Source organism: Nocardioides daejeonensis (assembly GCF_003194585.1).
GTDB lineage: Bacteria > Actinomycetota > Actinomycetes > Propionibacteriales > Nocardioidaceae > Nocardioides > Nocardioides daejeonensis.
This window is the reverse complement of sequence record NZ_QHKZ01000003.1, coordinates 543,862-564,537: the sequence shown is the minus strand read 5'-3', so window position 1 is coordinate 564,537 and position 20,676 is coordinate 543,862. Positions and strand designations below refer to the sequence as shown.

Sequence of the window (20,676 nt, the reverse complement as noted above, 5' to 3'; positions counted from 1 at the left end):
CGACCGAGCCTATTCCGGCCAACGGTCAGCCGTCAGGTAAGGCAAGGGTGACCTCTATCTTACCGACTGGTAACTTTTCCTCTGCTGCGGCCGGGGAAGTCGGCATCACGACTTCGGCGGGGGATCGACGCAAGCTGGCCGGAAAACGCCGTGCGGCAGGATCTCGTGACCACCAGAATGGGCCGGTGACCGCCACTATCGAGCCGACGACTGCCCCGCGACGTACCGCCTCGGTCGCGGCGATCGCGGTCGCGCTGCTTCTCGTCTATGTGATCTGGGGCTCGACGTACCTGGGCATCCGTGTGGTGGTGGAAGACGTCCCGCCGATGCTCGGGATGGGCGCGCGGTTCCTCTGCGCGGCTGCACTGCTGGCGCTGGTGTTGGGGCTGCGCAAGGGCTTCGGGGCGCTTCGTGTCAGCCGCGCGGAGCTGCTTGGCTGTGGGTTCCTGGGACTGATGCTGCCGGTGCTGGGGAACGGTGTGGTCGCCCTGGGTGAGAGCAAGGGGGCGCCGTCGGGGCTGACCGCGCTGCTCGTGGCGACGGCGCCGTTGACCATCATGGTCTTCCGTGCGGCAACCGGCGATCGTCCGGGCCGTTGGTCGGTGCTGGGGGTGCTGATCGGCCTGGTCGGGGTCGCGTTCCTGGTGCTCACCAGCAACTCCTCCGAGCAGAACCGGGTGCCGTTGGTGGCGACGTTGCTGGTGCTCATGGCGGCGACCTTCTGGGCCTTCGGGTCGTGGTACCAGCCGCGCCTCACCATGCCGACGGATCCGCTGGTCGCGACGGTGCACGAGATGTGGACCGGTGGCGTGATCCTGCTGCTGTTCGGCTTCCTGCGCGGTGAGCGTGCCGGGTTCACGGGCCACCCCACGCAGGCCTGGGTCGCCTGGGTCTACCTCGTGGTCTTCGGGTCGATGGTCGGCTACACCGCCTACGTGTGGCTGCTCGCCAATGCGCCGATCTCGCTGGTGGCGACGTATGCCTACGTCAACCCGGTGGTGGCTGTCGCGCTGGGCGCTCTCATCCTCGACGAGGTGGTGACCGGCGCGATGCTCGTCGGCGGCCTCCTGATCGTGGTCGCCGTCGCCGTGGTGATCAGCGTTGAGCGACCGCGGGTGGAGAGGCCCGACGAACCCGCTCCGGTCGAGCCCTGAGCCGCTGGGTCTCGACCCTTCCACAGGATCAGGACGGCGCAGGCCCGACCGCCGGGTCTCGACCGCTGGTCAGGCGCGGCGTACGGCGGAGACCTTGCCCTTGTTGGTGAAGGTGACCTTCATCTTCACCGACTTGCCGCCGTGCCAGGCGCAGAGCACGTAGGCGTTGCCCAAGCGCTGGTAGGGCTGGCCGACCTTCTTCATCACCTTGCGGGTGGTCATGCCGCGCTTCACCAGCTTGCCCACCTTCGCCACGCTCTTGCGGAGGTTGGCGTTGCGGCAGGAGTCGGCGCGGAGGCCGTAGGCGCGCTCCCAGGTCTGCAGGTAGGCCTCCGCCCCGCGGCCCAGGTCCTTCTGGATCGCCTGGCCGCCGCCGAGGTTGACCAGGTCTTGGATCCAGTCGGGGTAGAGGCCGTAGTGCGCGACGCCGTCGACGTTGACGTCGTACACCCGCTCGCCGCTGCGCTGCTTGTTGATCTTCACGCCGTTGAGGCCGCGGATCGGGTAGGTCACCTTGTTCTTGGCGTCGGCGCCGCGCGGCATGCCCTGCTGGGCCAGGCCGTTGATGTCGGCGCCGTAGCCGAAGCCGAAGTAGTAGCGCTTGTCAGCCCAGCCGAGGTGCCGCTTCCACTTCTGCACGAAGCCGGTGGAGTCGCCGGCCATCGGGGCGATGAAGCCGCCGAGCTTGTAGATCCGCGGGTAGGCGTCGGGGGTGGACCACGAGTGGCTGGAGACGACGCCGGAGTACTTCCACTCGTCCATCAGGTCGAGGGTCGACTGTCGCGCCTTGACGCTCATGTGGTCGGGGTCGATCAGGCTGTGCTTGTCACGCAGCAGCTCGAGGACGTACTCGCCCAGGTCGGTCAGGCCGCGCCGGTTGCAGTGCATCGGCCGTCCATAGATCGGCAGCGCGATCGGCAGCTTCAGGCCGAAGGCGATGTCGGCGACCGCGCCGAAGAGTGCGTCCTGCTGCGAGCCGGCGATGTCGGGGAACGCCAGCTGCGTCTTGTCGGCGGACTCGCCGTCGCTCGGCTCGCAGTGCTTCATCGCCCAGAACGAGCCGGTCTCCAAGAAGTTCGCCACGTTGACCAGGGGGCCGACCGCGCCCTCGTCACCGGCGACGCCGGCAAGCGCGTTGTCGAACTTGTTCACCAGCTCCCACTGACGCACGCCGATCTTGTGCAGCTCATTGAGCTGCCGGGTGATGGATGCCTTGTTGCACTGCGGGATGTCGAGCTTCATGGTGCAGCCGAAGGGGATGCTCACCTCGATACCCATGATCACGGCGAGCTTGCCCTGGTTGATCACCTTCCGCGCCTGGAACGGGTCGGTGACGATGCGGTACCAACCCTTGCCCGGCCCGCCGTACTGCGCGTCGATGTAGCGCTCCATCTGGCGCATCCGCTGGGCCTGGAGACGCGCGGAGTCCATGTCGTCGCAGGAGTTGCGCTTCGACGGATAGATCTGGCAGAGCTTGCCGTTCTCGACGAGCAGGTTGACGAAGACGCGCTGCCCGCCGCGCCAAGAGCGCTCCAGCCACTTGTAGTAGGTGCCCTCGTGGGTGAGCGACTCCGGTGCCGGCCAGTCGGTGAGCTTGGGCCAGCCCGCCGGGTCGTGGCTCATCTTGCCGGAGAGCACCGACTCCAGGAGCGCGCCCTTGCCGTCGGTGAGCTTGTGATCCTTGCAGTCCTGCAGGGCGTACGGCGCGCCGTACTTGTCCCAGGGCTTTCCGCAGTGGATGTTGCCGCCGAGGAACTCGAAGGCCATGCCGTGCACGTGCGGGTCGACGTACCCCCGGACCTCCTGGAAGTCGGTGATGCCGGCGTGCGGGTTGCCGGTGACGTTGACCTGCGCCTCCGGGTACGCCGCGCAGCCCTTGGTGCGCCGCAGCTTGAACTTGGTCGGGGTCGAGCCGGTCGCGAACCCGGGGCCGGCCTTGGTCAGCCAGCTGCCGTCGCCGAGCTGGAAGGTGAACTTCTTGCCAACGGTGCGGGTCACCCACTCGCCGGCGGTGGACGGTTGCGCGGCCCAGTTCGCGGTGCCCTTGCCGCCGGTGAGGAAGGTGCGCTGCTTGGAGTAGAGGAGGTTGACGCCCAGGTCGGTCGGCTGGAACCAGACCGGCGTGCCGGCCACCGAGTAGCAGCCGCCGGCGACGGCGTAGCGGTTCTGCGGCACCTTGCGCCGGGCCGGCTGCAGGTCGACGCGCTTGAGCTTCGGGTCCGGGAGCTTGCGCTGGGAGGCGACGTAGTTGGTGTTGCGACGCGCCTGCACGGCGGTCGTCGGGTCCTCCGTGCCGGGCTCGAGGCCGGCACGAGTGATCGTGTTCTTGGTCGTCGGATCGTCGTGGCGGTGGTTGTGGCCGTCGTCGGCCAGGGCCAGGGCGATCGACTGCTCGCTGGTCGCCTGATAGAGCGACCGCACCGACTCGGTGCGGCTGAAGGAGAAGTCAGGAAGGACGACTGCGGCGCCGACGAGGGCGACTGCGACAGTCGAGGTGAGCACGAGTCGAACCGAAGAACTGCTTCTCATGGTTGCCTCAACGAGTAGGGGAGACCTGGGTCACGCTGATTCTGGGTCAGATGACCCGATCCGTCCAGAGACGCGACCGGATATGAGACGCGCGGTGCGGCGTACCTCGTCGGCGAAGCGGAGCTCGGCGGCCGGGCTGGGGAAGGTGAGTGCCACCCCCGCCACCGGATAGCCGTTGTGGTCGACCACGGCTGCCGCGACACTGGCGAAGCCGGGAGTCACCTCGCCGTCCTCGGCCGCGTGGCCGCGCTGGCGCGTCTCGCTCAGCAGGGTCCGCAGTGCACTCAGGCTGGTAGGCCCGGCGCCGTGACGGTCGACGAAGCTGGCTCGGTCCGGATGCAGTGCCCGCACCTGCGCGGCGGGGAGCCCGGCCAGGATCGCCCGACCGCTCGCGGTCAGATGAGCAGGAAGGCGGACGCCGACATCGGTGACCAGCGGCGGGCGACCGGGTGCGCGCTCCTCCAGGACGTAGAGGACGTCACGCCCGTGCAGCACCGCGAGGTGGGCGTTGTGGCCGGTGCGGTCGACCAGCTCGGCCAAGGGGCGGCGGGCGATCCGGGCCAGCGGCTCCTGGCGGCTGTAGCCGGAGCCGACCTCGAAGGCGGCCACGCCGAGCCCGTAGCGCCTCTCGTCCGGGAGATGGCTGACGAAGCCTTCGGCGGCCATCACGTTGAGGAGGTGGTAGGCCGAGGAGCGAGGCAGGTCGCAATCGCGGGCGATCCGCTCCAGCGGCACCGGCCCGGGCTGGGTCGCCAGGTAGCGCAGCACGCGAAGGGCGCGGGTGGCGGCCGGGACCTGGCTCATGACTCACTTTCTCACGTGGAGGACGTGGCAGCGCCTCGCGCTCGGCGGCTCGTGGTGCCACGGTGTGGTTCCTGCTCCGCCTGTCGACCGGGAGTGGTGCGCCGTCGTCGCCGGGCGGTCGCCATACTGGGAATCTGCAACAACTCACTGTCCAGGAGGGCGACATGGAACTCGAGACCGTGCTCAAGGAGCGCTGGAGCTGTCGTGGGTTCCGGCCCGACCCGGTGCCGGAGGAGACGCTGCGCTCCGTGCTGACGCTGGCTCAGCGGACCCCGTCGTGGTGCAACACCCAGCCGTGGCACACCCACCTGGTCAGCGGCGAGGCGCTCGCGCAGTTGGCGAAGGTGCTTACCGAGGCCGCCACCTCTGCGCCGCTCGACACCGACTTCCCGATCCCCGCCGGCTACCACGGTGCCTACGACGAGCGGCGGCGTACCGCCGGCTACGCGCTCTACGCCAGCCTCGGCATCGAGCGTTCGGACCGCCCGGCTCGTGACCTGCAGATTCTGAAGAACTTCTCCTTCTTCGGCGCTCCGCACGCCGCGATCATCACGACCGACCGCGATCTCGGCGTGTACGGCGCGATCGACTGCGGCGGCTATGTCGCCAACCTCGTCAATGCGGCGCACGACGCTGGCTTGGCGACGGTTCCGCAGGCTGCGCTGGCCTTCTACTCCAGTCACCTCAGGGAGTTCCTCGGCCTGCCCGAGGATCGTCAGGTGGTCTGCGGCGTCTCCCTCGGGTACGCCGACCCGGAGCATCCGGCGAACTCTTTCCGCACGGAGCGGGCCGAGGTGACCGACGCGGTCACCTTCGTCTCCGACGTGGCGGGTGAGGGCCGATGAGCAAGGGCGGGGTGGCGACCGGCCACGCGATCTCTCCGGACTCCGGGCGGCACTGGGCCGACGAGGGCGCCTGGAAGGTCGCCGACGGGATCTACCGGGTGCCGTTGCCGCTGCCGATGGACGCGCTGAAGGCAGTCAACGTCTATGTGATCGAGAGCGATGACGGCCTGACGCTCGTCGACGGTGGGTGGTCGATCCCGGTCGCCCGCGAGATCCTCGATCGGTCGCTCCGCTCGATCGGCTCCGGGTTCGGCGACATCAGGCGCTTCCTGGTCACGCACGTGCACCGCGACCACTACACGATGGCGGCGGTGCTCGGCGCCGAGTTCGGCGCCGAGGTCGCGCTGGGTGTCGAAGAGCGACCGGCGCTCGAACTGCTGCTCAATGTCGACGAGCTGACCGAGAGTCCCTTCGCTGCTGTCCTGCGGACCGCGGGCGCTCAGGAGATCGCCGAGGCATGGGCGGCCGGCAGCGACGGCGAGCTGCCGGATCCGGTGCAGTGGGCGCTGCCGGACCTGTGGATCGAGAGGGACCGGACCTTCGAGGTCGGAACCAGGACGCTCGACGCCGTGCACACGCCGGGGCACACGCCGGGGCACTACGTCTACGCCGACCGCTCCGAAGGGGTGCTCTTCTCCGGTGACCACGTGCTTCCGACGATCACGCCCTCGATCGGCTTCACGGTGCCGCCGGCCGACCAGCCGCTCAGCCAGTTCATGGCGTCGCTGGCGAAGGTGCGCTCGCTTCCCGACCTCCGCGTGCTGCCGGCTCACGGGCCGGTGGCGCCGTCCGCCTATGCACGGGTCGACGAGCTCCTGGCGCACCACGAGGAGCGTCTCGATCTCTGTCTGAAGTCCCTGCTGGAGCGTGGCTCGGCGACCTCGCTGGTGGTCGCCAAGGACCTCGGGTGGACGCGGCACGAACGCAGCTTCTCCGAGCTCGACATGTTCAGTCAGGGGATGGCCGCGATGGAGACCAAGGCCCACCTCGAGGTGCTGGTCGCCCGCGGCCTCGCCACCCAGGTGGACAACCCGGACGGGATCGTCTTCACTCCCACCCCCTAGCGGCCGAGTGCGCGCGAACGACACGTCGAGTACGCGCGAATGATGCGTTGAGTGCGCGCGAACGATGCGTTGAGTGCGCGAAAGTAGCGGGGCGCTTTCCGAGCGCTCTGCCCTGTCCGAGTCCTGCGCTGAGCGTTTGCGCGTGATCCCACCTAGGTGCGCGACGCCCCAAGGGCCGTGTGAGGCACGACGGTGAGTCGCAGCTCCACGTGGTCGCCGGCAACTGCCGACTCCGTACGCGATGGAGTGACTGCCACGTCGCTGGCGCTGTCCACTTGCGCTGCTCGACGCACCATTCGCGCGTACTCAACGCACCATGCGCGCGCACTCAACGCACCATTCGCGCGCACTCAACGCACCATTCGCGCGTACTCGACGCTTCATTTGCGCGTAGTCAACGGGGTTGTGGGGAGTCGTCGGCAGGGTTGGCGCGTTCGCCGGCGAGTGGCACCAGGGCGACGGCGAGCGCGGGGAAGAGGGCGGCCAGCGCGAACGCCGTGGCGTAGGAGGTCTGCGTGATCGCCCACGCGGCGACCGGAGGCACGGCGGAGGCGGCGAGGTACTGGCTGGTGTTCTGGATGCCGAGTGCCCGGCCGGACCAGTAGGCGCCGGCGCGCTCGGCGACAGCGGTGAAGGCCAGCCCGTTGTCGGCGACCGTGATGACGGTGGCCAGCACGAGCAGGAGTACGGCGACCGGCCAGTCGAGTGCGGCGGTGGCGCCGAGCGCGACCATCACTCCGGCAGCCACCACAGTGATCCATCGCAGCGGACGCATCCTGCTGCCGACGCGGTCGGAGAGGTGCCCCGCGGTGATCCGGCCGGCGGCCCCGGCGAGCTGCATGGCGGCGACGAGACCGCCGGCGGCGGCCGCCGACCAGTGCCGGTCCTCGACCAGCCACACCAGGGCGAAGGTCCAGACCAGGAACTGCGGGACGACCAGCAGCACGGAGACCGCGTGGATGCGCAGCAGGTAGTCGTCACGCCGGTAGGGGTTGGCCGACGTGGCAGCCGTCCGCGGCGGACGAGGAGGATCGGTGACCACGAGGGCCACGACCGTGGCGGCGAGCGCCGCCGCCAGCACGGGTACGCCGAGCGCTCGGGTGACGCCGTACCGCTCGGCGACGACGGCGAGGCTGATCGCCGCGACTCCGACTCCGAGGGGCTGTGCGGTCTGTCGGATGCCCATGGCGAGTCCGCGCCGTTCGGGCGGGAACCAGCCGACGACGACCCTGCCGCTGGCGGCCGCGGTGCTGGCGGCGCACGCTCCGGCGGCGAAGAGAGCAACGGCCAGCGTGACGGGATGGTGCACCGCCATCGCGACGCAGCCGGCGGCTGCGGTGCTGGTCAGCCCGGCCAGGAGCGCCAATCGTTCGCCGTAGCGGTCGGTGATCAGGCCCCAGGGCACCAGCATCAGCATCACGCCCAGTGTGGGCGCCGCTGCGACGGTGCTGGCCTCGGTCAGGGAGAGGCCGTCAGCGCGCAGCGCCGGGATGAGGAAGGCGGCGCCGTGGATGCTGACGGCGGCCGCTCCCTGTGCCAGCGTGCTGGCGCCGAGCATCGCCCAACGGCGGCGGTTGCTCGGGTGCAGCATGCGGCCAGTGAATCACGGCGTCCGATATTCAAGACGCGGCGTCTCGAAAATTGAGATCAATCGCGCAAGTGGTGCATCGCCTCTCGGAAGTCCTCGTCTGCCTCCTTGATCTCGGCCTCGATCTCAGCGACCGCCTCCGGCTTGTCGTGGAAGCGGCGGTAGGAGTAGACGATCAGCACCAGCGCCACGATGCCGGAGACGATCTGGGTGATGCCGGTGACGATGCCGCCCGGCAACCACCACTTGTCGTCGAACCACCACCAGTCGGGTGCCTCCGGGCCGGCGATCCACAGCACGCCGCAGGCGATCAGGCCGAGTGCGAGCGTCGAGGACATCACGATGCGCGGCCAGGTCTCCACGCCCTCGGCGGCGCCTTTGAGAGCGCGGTACTTGATCGGAGCCAGTCGGCGCTCTGCCCACTCGTACTGCTGGGAGAGGATCGCCATGCCGCCGAAGATCATCAGCAGCCCGGGCCCGGGAAGGACCAGCGCCGCCACGCCCGCGATCACCAGCACCCAGCCGGTGATCTCGAGGAGGATGCGTTTGGTGGTGGCGATCATGGGGTCCACTCTTCCAGACTCCGTCGACACGCAAACCCGTCCGGTCGCGGCAGCTGGGAGGCTCGGTCGGTGTCCGTCACCGCGCAGGGTGCAGGATCGGACCATGCGCAGCTACGACTTCTCCCAAGTGGACGTCTTCGCCCCCGGCCCGCTCACCGGTAACCCCGTCGCCGTCGTGCACGACGCGGAGGGGCTCGACGATGCCGAGATGGCAGCGTTCGCGCGCTGGACGAACCTCTCTGAGACGACGTTCCTGCTGCCGCCGCGGGACCCCGCCGCCGACTACCGGCTGCGGATCTTCACGCCCGGCGGAGAGCTGCCCTTCGCCGGGCATCCGACCTTGGGCAGTGCGCACGCCTGGCTGGCGTTGGGCGGTGCCGTAGCCGGCGATGCGCTGGTGCAGGAGTGCGGCATCGGCAACGTGACGCTGCGGCGTACGGGGGACCGGTTGGCGTTCCAGGCTCCCGACTTCCTGCGCGAGGGCCCGGTCGAGGACCGTGATCGTGCCCGCGCGATTGCCTCCCTCGGCCTGCCCGAGGAGGCGGCTGTCGACGCCTGGTGGCTCGACAACGGTCCGGGTTGGCTCGGGCTCCGGCTGCGCAGTGCCGACGACGTCTTGGCCATCCGGCCGGACCCGGCGCTGATGGGCGACCTCAAGATCGGTGTGATCGGGCCGCATGCTCCCGGCGGGCCAGCCGACTTCGAGGTGCGCGCGTTCGCCTCGTCGATCGGGGTGGACGAGGATCCCGTGACTGGCTCGCTCAATGCCGGCTTCGCCCGCTGGCTGATCCGTTCCGGCGTCGCCCCCGCGTCGTACGTCGCCCGGCAGGGGACCGCCCTCGGGCGCGACGGACGGGTGCACATCGACACGGACGCTGACGGTGAGCAGTGGGTGGGCGGCGAATGCCGGACCCTCATCTCCGGCTCACTCGCGCTCTGAGGTCCCGCGCCGGAGCCGTCTGGCGCTGATCGTCGAACTTGGCGTCTCGACGCACGAATCCTGGCGTTTCAACGCGCTGATCCTGGCGTTTCGACGGCTCGGTCAGCGGCGGCGGAGCCAGGTGAGGACGGCGGAGACCCGTCGATCGCTGTCGGGGTCGAGGTCGAGGGCGGCGTAGATGTTGCCGATGTGCTTGCGCACGGCGGCCTCGCTGACGACGAGCTCGTCGGCGATGGAGGCGTTCGTGCGCCCCTCCGCCATGAGGGAGAGCACTTCCCGCTCCCGGTCGGTCAGGGTCGCGAGCGGCCCGTCGTCGCGACGCCGGGCAAGGAGCTGCCGCACCACTTCGGGGTCGACCACCAGCCCGCCCCGGGCCACGCGATAGACGGAGTCCAGGAACTCCCGGACATGTCCCACGCGCTCCTTGAGCAGGTAGCCCGTGCCCGCGGTGCCCGGTGCCTCCAGCAGCGTGTCGAGATAGGCGTCGGCGACGTACTGACTCAGCACCAGGATCGCGATCTCCGGATGCGTCTCACGGATGGCGGCCGCGGCCCGGAGTCCCTCGTCGGAGTGGCCCGGCGGCATTCGCACGTCGGTGATGACCAGGTCGGGAAGCTCGTGGCGGGTGAGGGTGACGAGAGCGTCAGCATCGGCGACGGCTGCGGCGACCACGTGACCGGCCCTCTCCAGGATCCCGACCAAGCCCTCACGCAGCAACGCGAAGTCCTCCGCCACCACCACGCGCAGCGACCTCATCTGCTCGGCCATGGGCACCGCATCCTCACCTCGGTCGGCCCGCCCGGCGGGCTGCTCACCGTCAGCGTGCCACCCAGGGCCGCGAGCCGGTGAGCGAGGCCGGTCAGCCCGCTGCCGGCTGCGGGATCCGCGCCGCCGCGACCGTCGTCGCTGACCGCCAGCTCCAGCCAGCCACCTGCTCTCGTCCCCGCGACCTGGGCCCGCTGAGCGTCCGCGTGGCGCACCACGTTGGTGAGCGCTTCGCTGACCACGAAGTACGCCGCCGCCTCCGCCGGCCCCGTCGCGCGCTCGACCGTCGCCAGGTCGACGGCCACGGGGAAGGGCAGTCGGTCCGCGATCTCGCGGACGGCCGCCTCCAACCCCCGGTCGACCAGGACGCGCGGGTGGATGCCGCGCAGCGTCGCGCGCAGGTCGGCGAGCGCCTCCTCTGCTTGGGTCTGCGCAGCGCGCACCAGGTCACGTGCCGGGCCGTCCTCAAGCTCGTAGTCGGCGCTGCCCAGGGTCATGGACAGCGCGACGAGCCGCTGCTGGACGCCGTCGTGGAGATCGCGCTCGATCCGCTGCCGCTCGACCTCGAACGCGTCGACCAGATGCAGTCGGGAGCGGTTGAGCTCGCTCACGCGACGAGCCAGCTCCTCCTCCGAGGAGGCGAGGAGCAGGCGTGCGAGCGCGGCCTGGGCTCCGGCGAGAGCGGTCACCAGATAGCTGCCGACGAGCCAGAGCACGGGCAGGCCGACCAGCGTGAAGGGAACCGCCTGCCAGGCTGAGGTCAGCGTCCAGGGGCCGAGCGCCACCGCGTCGGCAGAGGCCAACGCTGGCGCGGCCGCCAGCACCACGAGAAACAGCAGCGTGTTGGCAACCACGACGAGATCGGCCAGCCAGAGGGGCAGAGCCAGCAGGACGGCGTACCCCAGCTCCCGGGCCGTAGGCAGCTCCCGGCGGCGTTGCCGCCACCGCGTGAGAGGGCCACCGGTCGCCGGTGGCCGCGCTTCCGGAAGTACGCCGGCACCCGGCTGGATCCGGGCCAGCCGACGCCGCTCGATCCGGGCCAGCGCCGTCGGGAGCATCGGTAGGGAGAGCAGCAGCGGGATGCCGAGCAGGATGGGCGCGGTGACCATGCCGGTCGCCAGCAGGAGGAGCGTGCTGCACAGGAAGGCGAGGCCGAGGAGCGCGGAGCCGGCGAGGTAGCGCCAGGAGCGGAGCGGCCACCCCGAGCACAGGAAGCGCCACGGTGGCTGGCGCATCGCTGCCCATGCGTCGGCTGGTCGCTCCATGCCGGCCAGCCTAGGGCCGCTCCGGCCTCGCTCCGGTCGCCCAGGCGCCCCGGCTGGGGTAGCGCGCACGCTACCGGGAACGGGCGTGGGCGCCAGCGCGCTCGCCGCTTGCGTTCCGGTGTGCTGGAGTCATGTCCGTTCACCTGCAGCACACTCCTCCCGCCGCCCCTGCCTCCGCACCCCGTCAGGAGCCTGCCGTGCGCCTCGATCAGGTGGCGCGCCACCACGGCACCGGGGGAAGCCGTGTCGACGCGCTCCGCGGCATCAGCCATGTCTTCGCCGCCGGCACCTTCACGGCCGTCATGGGCCCGTCGGGGTCGGGCAAGTCGACGCTGCTCCAGTGCGCGGCGGGTCTTGATCGACCCGACGCCGGATCGGTCTGGATCGGCGGCCTCGAGATCACCCGGATCTCGGAGACGATGCGGACGGCACTGCGACGCGATCGCATCGGGTTCGTCTTTCAGGCCTACAACCTGCTTCCGGCACTCACCGCCGCCGACAACGTGGCGCTGCCGCTGCGGCTGGCGGGGCGGCGCCCGGACCGGCGCTCGGTGCGGGAGGCGCTGGCGCGGGTCGGACTGACGGACCAGGCCGGCCGCCGGCCCGGGCAGCTCTCCGGTGGCCAGCAGCAGCGGGTCGCCCTGGCCCGCGCGCTGCTCACCCGCCCGGAAGTGCTCTTCGCCGACGAACCGACCGGCGCGCTGGACCGGAGCACCGGTCGGCTCGTGCTCGAGCTGCTCCGCAGGTCTGTCGACGAGGAAGGCCTGACCATCGTCATGGTGACGCACGACCCGGTGGCCGCGGCGTACGCCGACGAAGTGCTCTTCCTTGCGGATGGCGCCCTGGTGGGCCGTCTGGATGCCTCGACGCCCGACCGGATCGCGGCAGCGATGAACCACCTGGAGCCGGCATGATCGGCGTCGCCGTGCGGACTGCGCGGCACGGCGCGGGCCGGCACCTCGGCAGCTTCGTCGCCACGGGACTCGGGGTGGCGCTCATCGCCCTGGTCGGGCTGCTGATCGCCTCTGTCGAGACCTACCTCGACCGACTCGGTCCCGGGGAGCAGGAGCTGCGAACCGCCTTGCAGGACACCACGTCACTGCTGGGCGTGATGGCCGGCTTCGCGGGTTTCATGGCGATCTTCGTCGTGGCCAGCACCTGCAGCTTCGTGGTGGCTTCCCGATCCCGTGAGCTCGGGCTGCTGCGCCTGGTCGGCGCTTCGCCGCGTCAGGTGAAGCGACTGATCCGGATCGAGACCCTGGTGGTTGCCGCCGCGGCCTCCGCCGCCGGCTCGGCGCTCGGGCTGTTGCTCTTCCCCGCGGCCTCGGCCTTGCTGGCGGCGCGTGACCTCGCCCCCGGCGGACTGCCGGTGCCCGATCCCGGGCTTCCCCTGCTGGTCGCTTCCTCGATCGGCGTGATGGTGGCGTGGCTCGGAGGCTGGACCGCCTCCCGCAGAGCTGCGCGAGTCAGCCCGGCGGCGGCGCTTCAAGAAGCCGATGAGCTCGGCGCCCGCACCGGCGTACTGAGGCTGGTCGTGGGCACGCTGTGCCTGGCCGGGGGAGCGGCGATGCTCCTCGGGATCCGTGCCGGGGATCCGCTGCTGGCGATGATCCTCGCGATCTTCGTCCCCGAGGTCTGGGTGGTCGCGCTGATCTGTCTGGGGCCGCTGCTGCTGCCGCCGTTGGTCCGGGTGGCCACCTGGCCGGTGCGCCGGCACCCGCTCTGGGCGCTGGCGCGGGAGAACGCGGCTGCCCGGGCGCGTCGTACGACGTCACTCGCCGCGCCGGTGCTGGCGCTGTCGGCGATCGCGGGCTCGTTGATGGTGACGCTGGCCTTCGCCGCCGACTGGGAGTACGGCATCGCCGACGACCAGCTGCAGGTGCCCTTGGTGGTGACCACCTCCACGCCGGACCAGGTGGCACGGCTCCGGGAACTGCCGGGGCTGGAGCTGGAGCCGCGCGAGGTGACCAGCATGGACACGCTGGGGGAGATGGGCGACTCGGATGTGCAGGTCGAGGGGATCGATCCCGCGCTCAGCGCCAGGCTCCGGGGCATCCGAGCGCACCGTGGTGACCTCGCCGACCTGACCGGGCGCAGCGTCGCCGTCGCGAGGTCGGTGGCCTGGGACAGTGGCATCAAGCTCGGCGGCATGCTCCCGGTGCGGTTCGCCGACGGGCGACGGGAGTCGTTGCGCGTCGTGGCCCTGGTCGACGACGCTGCCACCCTGCAGAGCGACTACCTCGTCCCGGCGGCGTTGGCGCGCAAGCACGGCGTCCGCCCGCAGGGCACCTGGTTCGTCCGCCCCACCACCGTCGCGCCGAGCATGGTGCTCGCCGACTGGGATCCGGTGGCCGGCCGGGCGCAGAGCAAGGCGGCCTGGCTGGCCGACCGTGACGCCGAGCTGCGCGAGCAGAACCAGATCGGGCTGTGGGCAGTGCTCGGGCCGACCGGCCTCTACGCGGGGCTGGCGATCGCGAACACGCTGCTGCTCGGCAGCGTCCAGCGGCGCCAGGAGTTTCGCGCGCTGCGGCTGGTCGGAGCGACCGTGCGCCAGGTGCGACGGATGGTGGCCGCGGAGGCCATGGCTGTGGCCGCCGTCGCGCTCGTGCTCGGCGGACTGGTGACCGCGGTGACCGGCTGGCTGTTGCGGGCGCCGATGACGGCCGGCCTGGGGGAGGTGCCGCTGACGGTGCCGTGGCTCCCGCTGGCTGCCATCGCTGCCACGTGCGTGACGGTGGCGACCGCCTCAGCCCTGGGCGGTACGGCGGCGCTCGGCCGGGAAGGCACCGTGCCCGTGGCTGCCGGGTGAGGGTCGGGTCACGCGGGCTTGCGTCCACCAAGGCGATAATGTTTACTAATCCACTATATAAAGGAAATCTATGGTGAATCATCTGGAAGGAGTGGGGCGATGCGCAAGCTGCTGGTCCTCGGCTTCGTGGGTCTGTTGGCCCAACTCATCGACGGCTCGCTCGGGATGGCCTACGGCGTCACGTCGTCCACCCTGCTGCTGACCGCCGGCATCGCGCCCGCGGCGGCCTCTGCGGCGGTCCACTTCTCGGAGATCGGCACCTCACTGGTCTCCGGCATCTCCCACTCCAAGTTCGGCAACGTCGACTGGCGCACCGTGGGGATCCTGGCCGTGCCCGGCTTCGTCGGCGCTTTCGCCGGAGCGACTTTCCTGGTCAGCCTCGACGGGGACGTTGCCAAGCCCTGGGTGGCCGGCATCCTGCTCGCCCTGGGGGCCTACGTGATCTGGCGGTTTCTGGTGCTGGGCGGTCGGCGACCGGAGTTCAAGGGCCGGCCGGGCGTCGGCTTCCTCGCCCCGATGGGCCTCTTCGGTGGGGCGCTCGACGCCGTCGGCGGCGGTGGCTGGGGTCCGGTCGGCACCACCACTCTGCTCTCGTCGGGACGCCTGGAGCCGCGCAAGGTGATCGGCTCGATCGACACCTCCGAGTTCGTCGTGGCCGTCGGTGGCTCGCTCGGCTTCCTGCTCGCCCTCGGATCTGCGGGCATCGACTGGCAGATCGTCGCCGCGCTGCTGATCGGCGGCGTGATCGCCGCACCCGTGGCGGCCTGGCTGGTGCGCGTGTTGCCGGCCCGGGTCCTGGGCGTTGCTGCCGGTGGGATGATCGTGCTGACCAACTCCCGCACGCTGCTGCTCACCCTCGGTCTGGAGGAGGCGCAGGTGTGGTGGACCGTCGCCGGCCTTGCTGCGATCTGGGTCGCCGGTCTGGTCTGGGCTGTCCGTCAGGAGCGGTCCTCGCTCGCCGGTGCCGAGGAGAAGGTGCTCGTCGAGGCGTGAGTCCCGGCCGGGTCCGCACGAGTGCGTGTGAACGATTGCGGACGCAGTCGGTGGCCGCCGCCTTACTGACCGGGAGGCGGCGGCCATCGGCGTCGTGGCGCTGGCAGCATGACTGCATGTCTGAGTCTCCTGTGTTGCGGTCGGCTCCGGATCTGCGCGCCGATGCGGCGCAGCTCCTGGACGACCTCGTCGCGCTGCGGCGTGACCTCCACCAGCACCCCGAGGTCGGGCTCGACCTCCCGCGCACCCAGCAGGCGGTGCTCGAGGCGTTGGCGGGTCTCGACCTGGAGATCACCCTGGGCCGCTCGTCGACGTCGATCGTCGCGGTGCTGCGTGGCGCCGAGCCGGGGCCGACCGTGCTCCTGCGCGGCGACATGGATGCGCTGCCGATCGTCGAGCAGGTCGAGCTGCCCTATCGCGCCAACAACGGACTCATGCACGCCTGCGGCCACGACCTCCACGCGGCTGGACTGGTCGGCGCCGCCCACCTGCTTGCGGCCCGGCGCGACCAGATCGCTGGGTCGGTCGTCTTCATGTTCCAGCCCGGCGAGGAGGGGCACGATGGTGCCGGGCACATGCTGGAGGAGGGCGTCCTCGAGGCTTCGGGGCAGGCCCCCGAGGCGGCGTACGCGATCCATGTCGGGACGGGGGAGCGCGGCATGTTCTGGACGGGTGTCGGCCCGGTTCTGGCCAGCTCCAGCACGCTGCGAGTCGCCCTGACCGGGCGCGGTGGGCACGCCAGCACGCCGTCGGCCGCGCTCGACCCGGTGCCGGCGCTGGCCGAGCTGGTGCCGGCGATGCAGGTTGTGGTGACCCGCGCGGTCAACGTCAGCGACCCGGCAGTCCTGACGGTCACCCGGCTCGGCGCCGGTGACGCGGACAACGTGATTCCCGACCGGGCCTGGCTCTCGGGCACGCTGCGCACCTTCTCCGCCGCGACCCTCGACCTCCTGGAGGAACGGCTGGCCGCGCTGGTCGACGGGATCGCTGCGGCCCACGGCCTCAGTGCCGACTTCGAGCTCGAGCGCGGCTATCCGGCGACTGTCAACGACGAGGCGACGACCGTGCGGGTCGAGGAGCTGATTCGCGCGGAGTTCGGTGCCGAGCGGCACGCTCGCATCGCGACGCCTTATATGGGTTCCGAGGACTTCTCGCGGGTGCTGGAGCGGGTGCCGGGCTGCTACATCTTCCTCGGCGCCAAGCCGGATCACGTCGCCGCCGGCGCGACGTACCCACACGCGTCCGACGCGGAGTACGACGACGCGGTGCTGGCCGACCAGGCCGCGCTGCTCGCGCTCCTCGCCTGGCAGCACGTGGGTGCTGACGAGCCGCCGCCGCAGCGCTGAAGCTGGCGTCTCGACGGCTGACGCAGGCGCCTCGACGTGGGTCTCGGATCTGAGACACCGCCGAGGCGGGGCCGCTGGACGCCGGCGGTGCGGCGGATCACGCTGGAGGCATGACTTTGATCCAGATCGGCGTCGGACCGCTCAGCTTCGCCGACGTCGTCGCGGTGGCCCGTGACGGCGCCCAGGTCGCGCTCAGCCCCGAGGCGTTGCAGGCGATCGATCGGGCGCGGGCGGTGGTCGAGGAGCTAGCGGCAGGCGAGCAGCCGGCGTACGGCGTCTCCACCGGCTTCGGTGCGCTTGCGACCCGACACATCCCCACCGAGATGCGGCAGCAACTGCAGCGCAGCCTGGTGCGCAGCCACGCCGCCGGCTCCGGTCCGGAGGTGGAGCGCGAGGTGGTGCGGGCGCTGATGCTGTTGCGGCTCTCCACGCTGGCCACCGGTCACACCGGCGTGCGCCGGGAGACCGCGCAGCTGATCGCCGCGCTGCTCAACCACCAGATCACCCCGGTGGTACACGAGTTCGGCTCGCTGGGCTGCTCGGGCGACCTCGCCCCGCTGGCCCACTGCGCGCTCGCGCTGATGGGCGAAGGACCTGTGCGCGACGCGGACGGGCGGCGTACCAGTGCGGCGGAGGCGCTGGAGGCAGCGGGGTTGGCGCCCGTGCAGCTCCAGGCCAAGGAGGGACTGGCACTGATCAACGGCACCGACGGGATGCTGGGCATGCTGGTGTTGTCCCTGACCGACCTGACCGCGCTGCTCAAGGTCGCCGACGTGACTGCCGCGATGTCGGTGGAGGGTCAGCTCGGCACCGACCGGGTCTTCGCCCCGGAGCTGCAGGCCATCCGCCCGCACCCCGGGCAAGCGGCGTCGGCGGCCAACCTGCGACGGCTGCTGGCCGACTCCGGCGTCGTCGCCTCGCACCGCGGGCCCGACTGCAACCGGGTGCAGGACGCCTACTCGCTGCGCTGCTCGCCGCAGGTGCACGGAGCTGTGCGTGACACGATCGCCCACGCCGCGAGCGTCGCCGAACGCGAGTTGGCCAGCGCCGTGGACAACCCGGTGGTCCTGGTGGAGGCCGACGGCACCGGACGACTGGAGTCCAACGGCAACTTCCACGGGGCGCCGGTCGCCTATGTGCTCGACTTCCTGGCGATCGCCGTCGCCGATCTGGCCTCACTGGCCGAGCGGCGTACCGACCGGTTCCTCGACAAGGCCCGCAACCACGGGCTGCCGCCCTTCCTGGCCGACGACCCCGGCGTCGACTCCGGGCTGATGATCGCCCAATACACCCAGGCCTCGATCGTCTCGGAGCTCAAGCGCCTCGCCGCCCCGGCGTCGGCCGACTCGATCCCCTCCAGCGCCATGCAGGAGGACCACGTCTCGATGGGCTGGAACGGCGCTCGCAAGCTGCGTCGCGCCGTCGACGGCCTCTCCCGCGTGCTGGCCATCGAGATGATCGCCGGCGTTCGGGCCCTGCAACTTCGGGTCTCGACAAGCTCGACCACCGGGGGGACAGGCTCGACCACCGGGGGGACAAGCTCGACCACCGGGGGGACAGGCTCGACCACCGGGGGGACAAGCTCGACCACCGGGGGGACAGGCTCGACCACCGGGGGGACAAGCTCGACCACCGGGGGGACAAGCTCGACCACCGGGATGGAGCCGGCGCCCGCCTCGCGCGCACTCATCGACCTGCTCGGGCGCCATCACGTCGGCACGCCGGGGCCGGACCGCTTCCTGGCGCCGGAGATCGAGACCGCCCACCACCTGCTCATCGACGGCGCCGTGCTGGCAGCCGTCCAGGATGCGATCGGAGAACTGCAGTGACCAGCCAGTCGTCCCGCACCATCAAGGCGGCCACCGGGGCCGCGCTCACCGCCCGTTCCTGGCAGACCGAGGCGCCCCTGCGGATGCTGATGAACAACCTCGACCCGGAGAACGCGGAGAACCCGGCCGAGCTCGTGGTCTACGGCGGCACCGGCAAGGCGGCACGCAACTGGGAGTCGTACGACGCCCTGGTGCGGACCCTCAGCACCCTCGCCCACGACGAGACGATGCTCGTGCAGTCCGGCAAGCCGGTCGGCGTCATGCGGACCCATGAATGGGCGCCCCGGGTGCTGATCGCCAACTCCAACCTGGTCGGCGACTGGGCAAACTGGGAGGAGTTCCGGCGACTCGAGGAGCTCGGGCTCACCATGTACGGCCAGATGACGGCCGGCTCCTGGATCTATATCGGCACCCAGGGGATCCTGCAGGGCACCTTCGAGACGTTCGCCGCGGTCGCCGACAAGAGGTTCGAGGGCACGCTGGCCGGCACCATCACGCTGACCGCGGGCCTCGGTGGCATGGGCGGTGCCCAGCCGCTAGCCGTCACCATGAACGACGGCGTCGCGATCTGTGTCGACGTCGACGACTCCCGGATCAGGCGGCGCATCGAGCACCGCTACCTCGACGTACGCGCGGAGTCACTCGAGCACGCCCTCGAGTTGGCCGTCGCCGCCCGGGACGAGCGACGCCCTCTCTCGATCGGGGTGCTCGGCAACGCCGCCGAGATCTTCCCGCGCCTGCTGGAGTCGGGCGCGCCGATCGACATCGTCACCGACCAGACCTCCGCGCACGACCCGCTCTCCTACCTTCCCCTCGGGGTCCCGTTCGAGGAATGGCACGAGCGGGCCGCCGCGGATCCGGAGGGGTTCACCCGCGCGGCGCAGGCGTCGATGGCGGCGCACGTCCGCGCGATGGTCGAGTTCCAAGATGCCGGTGCCGAGGTGTTCGACTACGGCAACTCGATCCGGGACGAGGCACGCAAGGGCGGCTACGACCGTGCCTTCGCGTTCCCAGGCTTCGTGCCGGCGTACATCCGCCCGCTCTTCTGTGAGGGCAAGGGACCGTTCCGGTGGGCAGCGCTGTCGGGGGACCCGGCCGACATCGCGGCCACCGACCGCGCCATCCTCGAGCTCTTCCCCGACAACGCGCGACTTCGCAAGTGGATCACCATGGCGCAGGAGCGGGTGCACTTCCAGGGGCTGCCGGCGCGCATCTGCTGGCTCGGGTACGGCGAACGGCACTTGGCCGGACTGAAGTTCAACGAGATGGTGGCCTCGGGTGAGCTGAAGGCGCCGATCGTGATCGGCCGCGACCACCTCGACTGCGGTTCGGTCGCGTCGCCCTACCGGGAGACCGAGGCGATGCTCGACGGCTCCGACGCGATCGCCGACTGGGCACTGCTCAACGCGCTGGTCAACACCGCCTCAGGTGCCACCTGGGTCTCGATCCACCACGGTGGCGGCGTCGGCATGGGCCGCTCGATCCACGCCGGGCAGGTCTGCGTCGCCGACGGCACCGACCTCGCGGCACAGAAGATCGAGCGCGTGCTCACCAACGACCCCGGGATGGGGGTCATCCGATACGTCGACGCCGGCTACGACCGCGCGCGCGAGGTGGCGGCTGAGCGCGGGGTGCGGATCCCGATGGCGGAGGAGGGGCTCCGCCCGTAGCGAACGCGGACTGGCCGCCGCCCAGTGCCCACCGGAACAACGTCCACCTCGACAGCCCAGGACCTTCTTATGCGCGTACTAGGGTCGCTCGGGTGCGGGCGATGCAGTGGAGGCGGCCGGTGAGCGCCGTGCTTGTTGTGACCGTGCTCGTCGGCGCCTATCTCGTCCCGTCCACCTGGAGCACCGACGCGCTCACCTGGCGCGACCTGCTCCGTGCCTGGGGCGCTGTCGTCGCCGTGACTGCTGTCGTTGCCGTGGTCGTCGAGCGACTGCGATCGTGGGACTGGCCGGTGGAGGGCCTGGTGCTGGGGTCGCCGCTTCTGGGGGCCGCAGTCGGCGCGGCGCTCCTGATCGGCGGGGGCCACGAGACCTCGGGTGAGGCGACCAACGGGCTGGTGTTCATGACCGGCTTCTCCGGCATCGTGGGCCTGGTCGCAGCGCTGCTCTGCGTGGCGGCCGGGTGGCTGTTCGAGAGCCGCGCGAGGCGTCGGCGTTCCGACTGAGGGTGCACG

17 protein-coding genes are annotated in these 20,676 nt (G+C 70.8%); 11 read left to right on the top strand and 6 right to left on the bottom strand.

Annotated elements, in window-relative coordinates:
* Positions 1–185: 185 nt before the first annotated feature.
* Positions 186–1,154: an EamA family transporter gene (locus DNK54_RS10725; protein WP_204164517.1), complete on the top strand. Its 969-nt coding sequence runs from the start codon at positions 186–188 to the stop codon at positions 1,152–1,154.
* 69 nt (positions 1,155–1,223) lie between these two features.
* Here the strand turns inward: DNK54_RS10725 and DNK54_RS10720 are convergent, their stop codons facing one another.
* On the bottom strand, positions 1,224–3,683 hold the full coding sequence (locus tag DNK54_RS10720) for a hypothetical protein (protein ID WP_162602400.1): 2,460 nt from the start codon (positions 3,681–3,683) through the stop codon (positions 1,224–1,226).
* A gap of 30 nt (positions 3,684–3,713) precedes the next feature.
* Positions 3,714–4,487 carry an IclR family transcriptional regulator gene (locus DNK54_RS10715; RefSeq protein ID WP_110206933.1) on the bottom strand — a complete coding sequence of 258 codons (774 nt, stop codon included), beginning with the start codon at positions 4,485–4,487 and terminating at the stop codon, positions 3,714–3,716.
* A 164-nt stretch (positions 4,488–4,651) separates the two neighbouring features.
* Here DNK54_RS10715 and DNK54_RS10710 point away from each other — a divergent pair, with 164 nt between their 5' ends.
* A complete protein-coding gene (locus DNK54_RS10710; protein ID WP_110206932.1) occupies positions 4,652–5,332 on the top strand; it encodes a nitroreductase in 681 nt (226 codons plus the stop codon).
* The gene (locus DNK54_RS10705; RefSeq protein ID WP_110206931.1) at positions 5,329–6,396 is read left to right on the top strand and encodes an MBL fold metallo-hydrolase; all 1,068 of its coding nucleotides are present in this window, start codon (positions 5,329–5,331) and stop codon (positions 6,394–6,396) included. The genes DNK54_RS10710 and DNK54_RS10705 overlap by 4 nt, the downstream gene beginning before the upstream one ends.
* Before the next feature lie 394 nt (positions 6,397–6,790).
* Here DNK54_RS10705 and DNK54_RS10700 read toward each other — a convergent pair whose 3' ends face one another.
* Both DNK54_RS10700 and DNK54_RS10695 read right to left on the bottom strand, forming a co-directional pair.
* Positions 6,791–7,987 carry an MFS transporter gene (locus DNK54_RS10700; RefSeq protein ID WP_204164516.1) on the bottom strand — a complete coding sequence of 399 codons (1,197 nt, stop codon included), beginning with the start codon at positions 7,985–7,987 and terminating at the stop codon, positions 6,791–6,793.
* A gap of 56 nt (positions 7,988–8,043) precedes the next feature.
* On the bottom strand, positions 8,044–8,547 hold the full coding sequence (locus tag DNK54_RS10695) for a PGPGW domain-containing protein (protein WP_110206930.1): 504 nt from the start codon (positions 8,545–8,547) through the stop codon (positions 8,044–8,046).
* 103 nt (positions 8,548–8,650) lie between these two features.
* Here DNK54_RS10695 and DNK54_RS10690 point away from each other — a divergent pair, with 103 nt between their 5' ends.
* Positions 8,651–9,487 (top strand): PhzF family phenazine biosynthesis protein, encoded by an 837-nt coding sequence (locus DNK54_RS10690; RefSeq protein ID WP_110206929.1) that lies wholly within the window; start codon positions 8,651–8,653, stop codon positions 9,485–9,487.
* A gap of 102 nt (positions 9,488–9,589) precedes the next feature.
* On the opposite strand, the gene DNK54_RS10685 is transcribed toward DNK54_RS10690, so the two are convergent.
* Together DNK54_RS10685 and DNK54_RS10680 are read right to left on the bottom strand one after the other, a co-directional pair.
* Positions 9,590–10,255 carry a response regulator transcription factor gene (locus DNK54_RS10685; protein WP_239460030.1) on the bottom strand — a complete coding sequence of 222 codons (666 nt, stop codon included), beginning with the start codon at positions 10,253–10,255 and terminating at the stop codon, positions 9,590–9,592.
* Positions 10,240–11,517, bottom strand: a complete 1,278-nt coding sequence (locus DNK54_RS10680) for a sensor histidine kinase (RefSeq protein ID WP_110206928.1) — start codon at positions 11,515–11,517, stop codon at positions 10,240–10,242. The genes DNK54_RS10685 and DNK54_RS10680 overlap by 16 nt, the downstream gene beginning before the upstream one ends.
* 197 nt (positions 11,518–11,714) lie before the next feature.
* Here DNK54_RS10680 and DNK54_RS10675 point away from each other — a divergent pair, with 197 nt between their 5' ends.
* The 7 genes from DNK54_RS10675 (at position 11,715) to DNK54_RS10640 (ending at position 20,667) form a co-directional block, all read left to right on the top strand.
* Positions 11,715–12,431: an ABC transporter ATP-binding protein gene (locus tag DNK54_RS10675; RefSeq protein WP_239460029.1), complete on the top strand. Its 717-nt coding sequence runs from the start codon at positions 11,715–11,717 to the stop codon at positions 12,429–12,431.
* Positions 12,428–14,326 (top strand): FtsX-like permease family protein, encoded by a 1,899-nt coding sequence (locus DNK54_RS10670; protein ID WP_110206926.1) that lies wholly within the window; start codon positions 12,428–12,430, stop codon positions 14,324–14,326. Before DNK54_RS10675 ends, DNK54_RS10670 begins: the two co-directional genes overlap by 4 nt.
* A 99-nt stretch (positions 14,327–14,425) precedes the next feature.
* Entirely contained in the window at positions 14,426–15,319 is an 894-nt protein-coding gene (locus tag DNK54_RS10665) for a sulfite exporter TauE/SafE family protein (protein WP_110206925.1), read from the top strand.
* A gap of 116 nt (positions 15,320–15,435) precedes the next feature.
* Positions 15,436–16,665: a M20 metallopeptidase family protein gene (locus DNK54_RS10660; protein WP_110206924.1), complete on the top strand. Its 1,230-nt coding sequence runs from the start codon at positions 15,436–15,438 to the stop codon at positions 16,663–16,665.
* A gap of 110 nt (positions 16,666–16,775) precedes the next feature.
* Positions 16,776–18,494, top strand: coding sequence for a histidine ammonia-lyase (gene hutH / locus DNK54_RS10655; protein ID WP_239460028.1), 1,719 nt, complete (start codon positions 16,776–16,778; stop codon positions 18,492–18,494).
* On the top strand, positions 18,491–20,164 hold the full coding sequence (hutU, locus tag DNK54_RS10645) for a urocanate hydratase (protein ID WP_110206923.1): 1,674 nt from the start codon (positions 18,491–18,493) through the stop codon (positions 20,162–20,164). Before hutH ends, hutU begins: the two co-directional genes overlap by 4 nt.
* Positions 20,165–20,283: 119 nt before the next feature.
* A complete protein-coding gene (locus DNK54_RS10640) occupies positions 20,284–20,667 on the top strand; it encodes a hypothetical protein (RefSeq protein WP_110206922.1) in 384 nt (127 codons plus the stop codon).
* Positions 20,668–20,676: the final 9 nt, after the last annotated feature.

Coding starts and splice junctions, on each gene's coding strand:
- DNK54_RS10700 (WP_204164516.1), bottom strand. CDS start 7,987: ATGCTGCACCCGAGCAACCGCCGCCGTTGGGCGATGCTCGGCGCCAGC.
- DNK54_RS10690 (WP_110206929.1), top strand. CDS start 8,651: ATGCGCAGCTACGACTTCTCCCAAGTGGACGTCTTCGCCCCCGGCCCG.
- DNK54_RS10710 (WP_110206932.1), top strand. CDS start 4,652: ATGGAACTCGAGACCGTGCTCAAGGAGCGCTGGAGCTGTCGTGGGTTC.
- DNK54_RS10685 (WP_239460030.1), bottom strand. CDS start 10,255: ATGGCCGAGCAGATGAGGTCGCTGCGCGTGGTGGTGGCGGAGGACTTC.
- DNK54_RS10680 (WP_110206928.1), bottom strand. CDS start 11,517: ATGGAGCGACCAGCCGACGCATGGGCAGCGATGCGCCAGCCACCGTGG.
- hutH (WP_239460028.1), top strand. CDS start 16,776: ATGACTTTGATCCAGATCGGCGTCGGACCGCTCAGCTTCGCCGACGTC.
- DNK54_RS10715 (WP_110206933.1), bottom strand. CDS start 4,487: ATGAGCCAGGTCCCGGCCGCCACCCGCGCCCTTCGCGTGCTGCGCTAC.
- DNK54_RS10705 (WP_110206931.1), top strand. CDS start 5,329: ATGAGCAAGGGCGGGGTGGCGACCGGCCACGCGATCTCTCCGGACTCC.
- DNK54_RS10665 (WP_110206925.1), top strand. CDS start 14,426: ATGCGCAAGCTGCTGGTCCTCGGCTTCGTGGGTCTGTTGGCCCAACTC.
- DNK54_RS10695 (WP_110206930.1), bottom strand. CDS start 8,547: ATGATCGCCACCACCAAACGCATCCTCCTCGAGATCACCGGCTGGGTG.
- DNK54_RS10660 (WP_110206924.1), top strand. CDS start 15,436: ATGTCTGAGTCTCCTGTGTTGCGGTCGGCTCCGGATCTGCGCGCCGAT.
- DNK54_RS10670 (WP_110206926.1), top strand. CDS start 12,428: ATGATCGGCGTCGCCGTGCGGACTGCGCGGCACGGCGCGGGCCGGCAC.
- DNK54_RS10720 (WP_162602400.1), bottom strand. CDS start 3,683: ATGAGAAGCAGTTCTTCGGTTCGACTCGTGCTCACCTCGACTGTCGCA.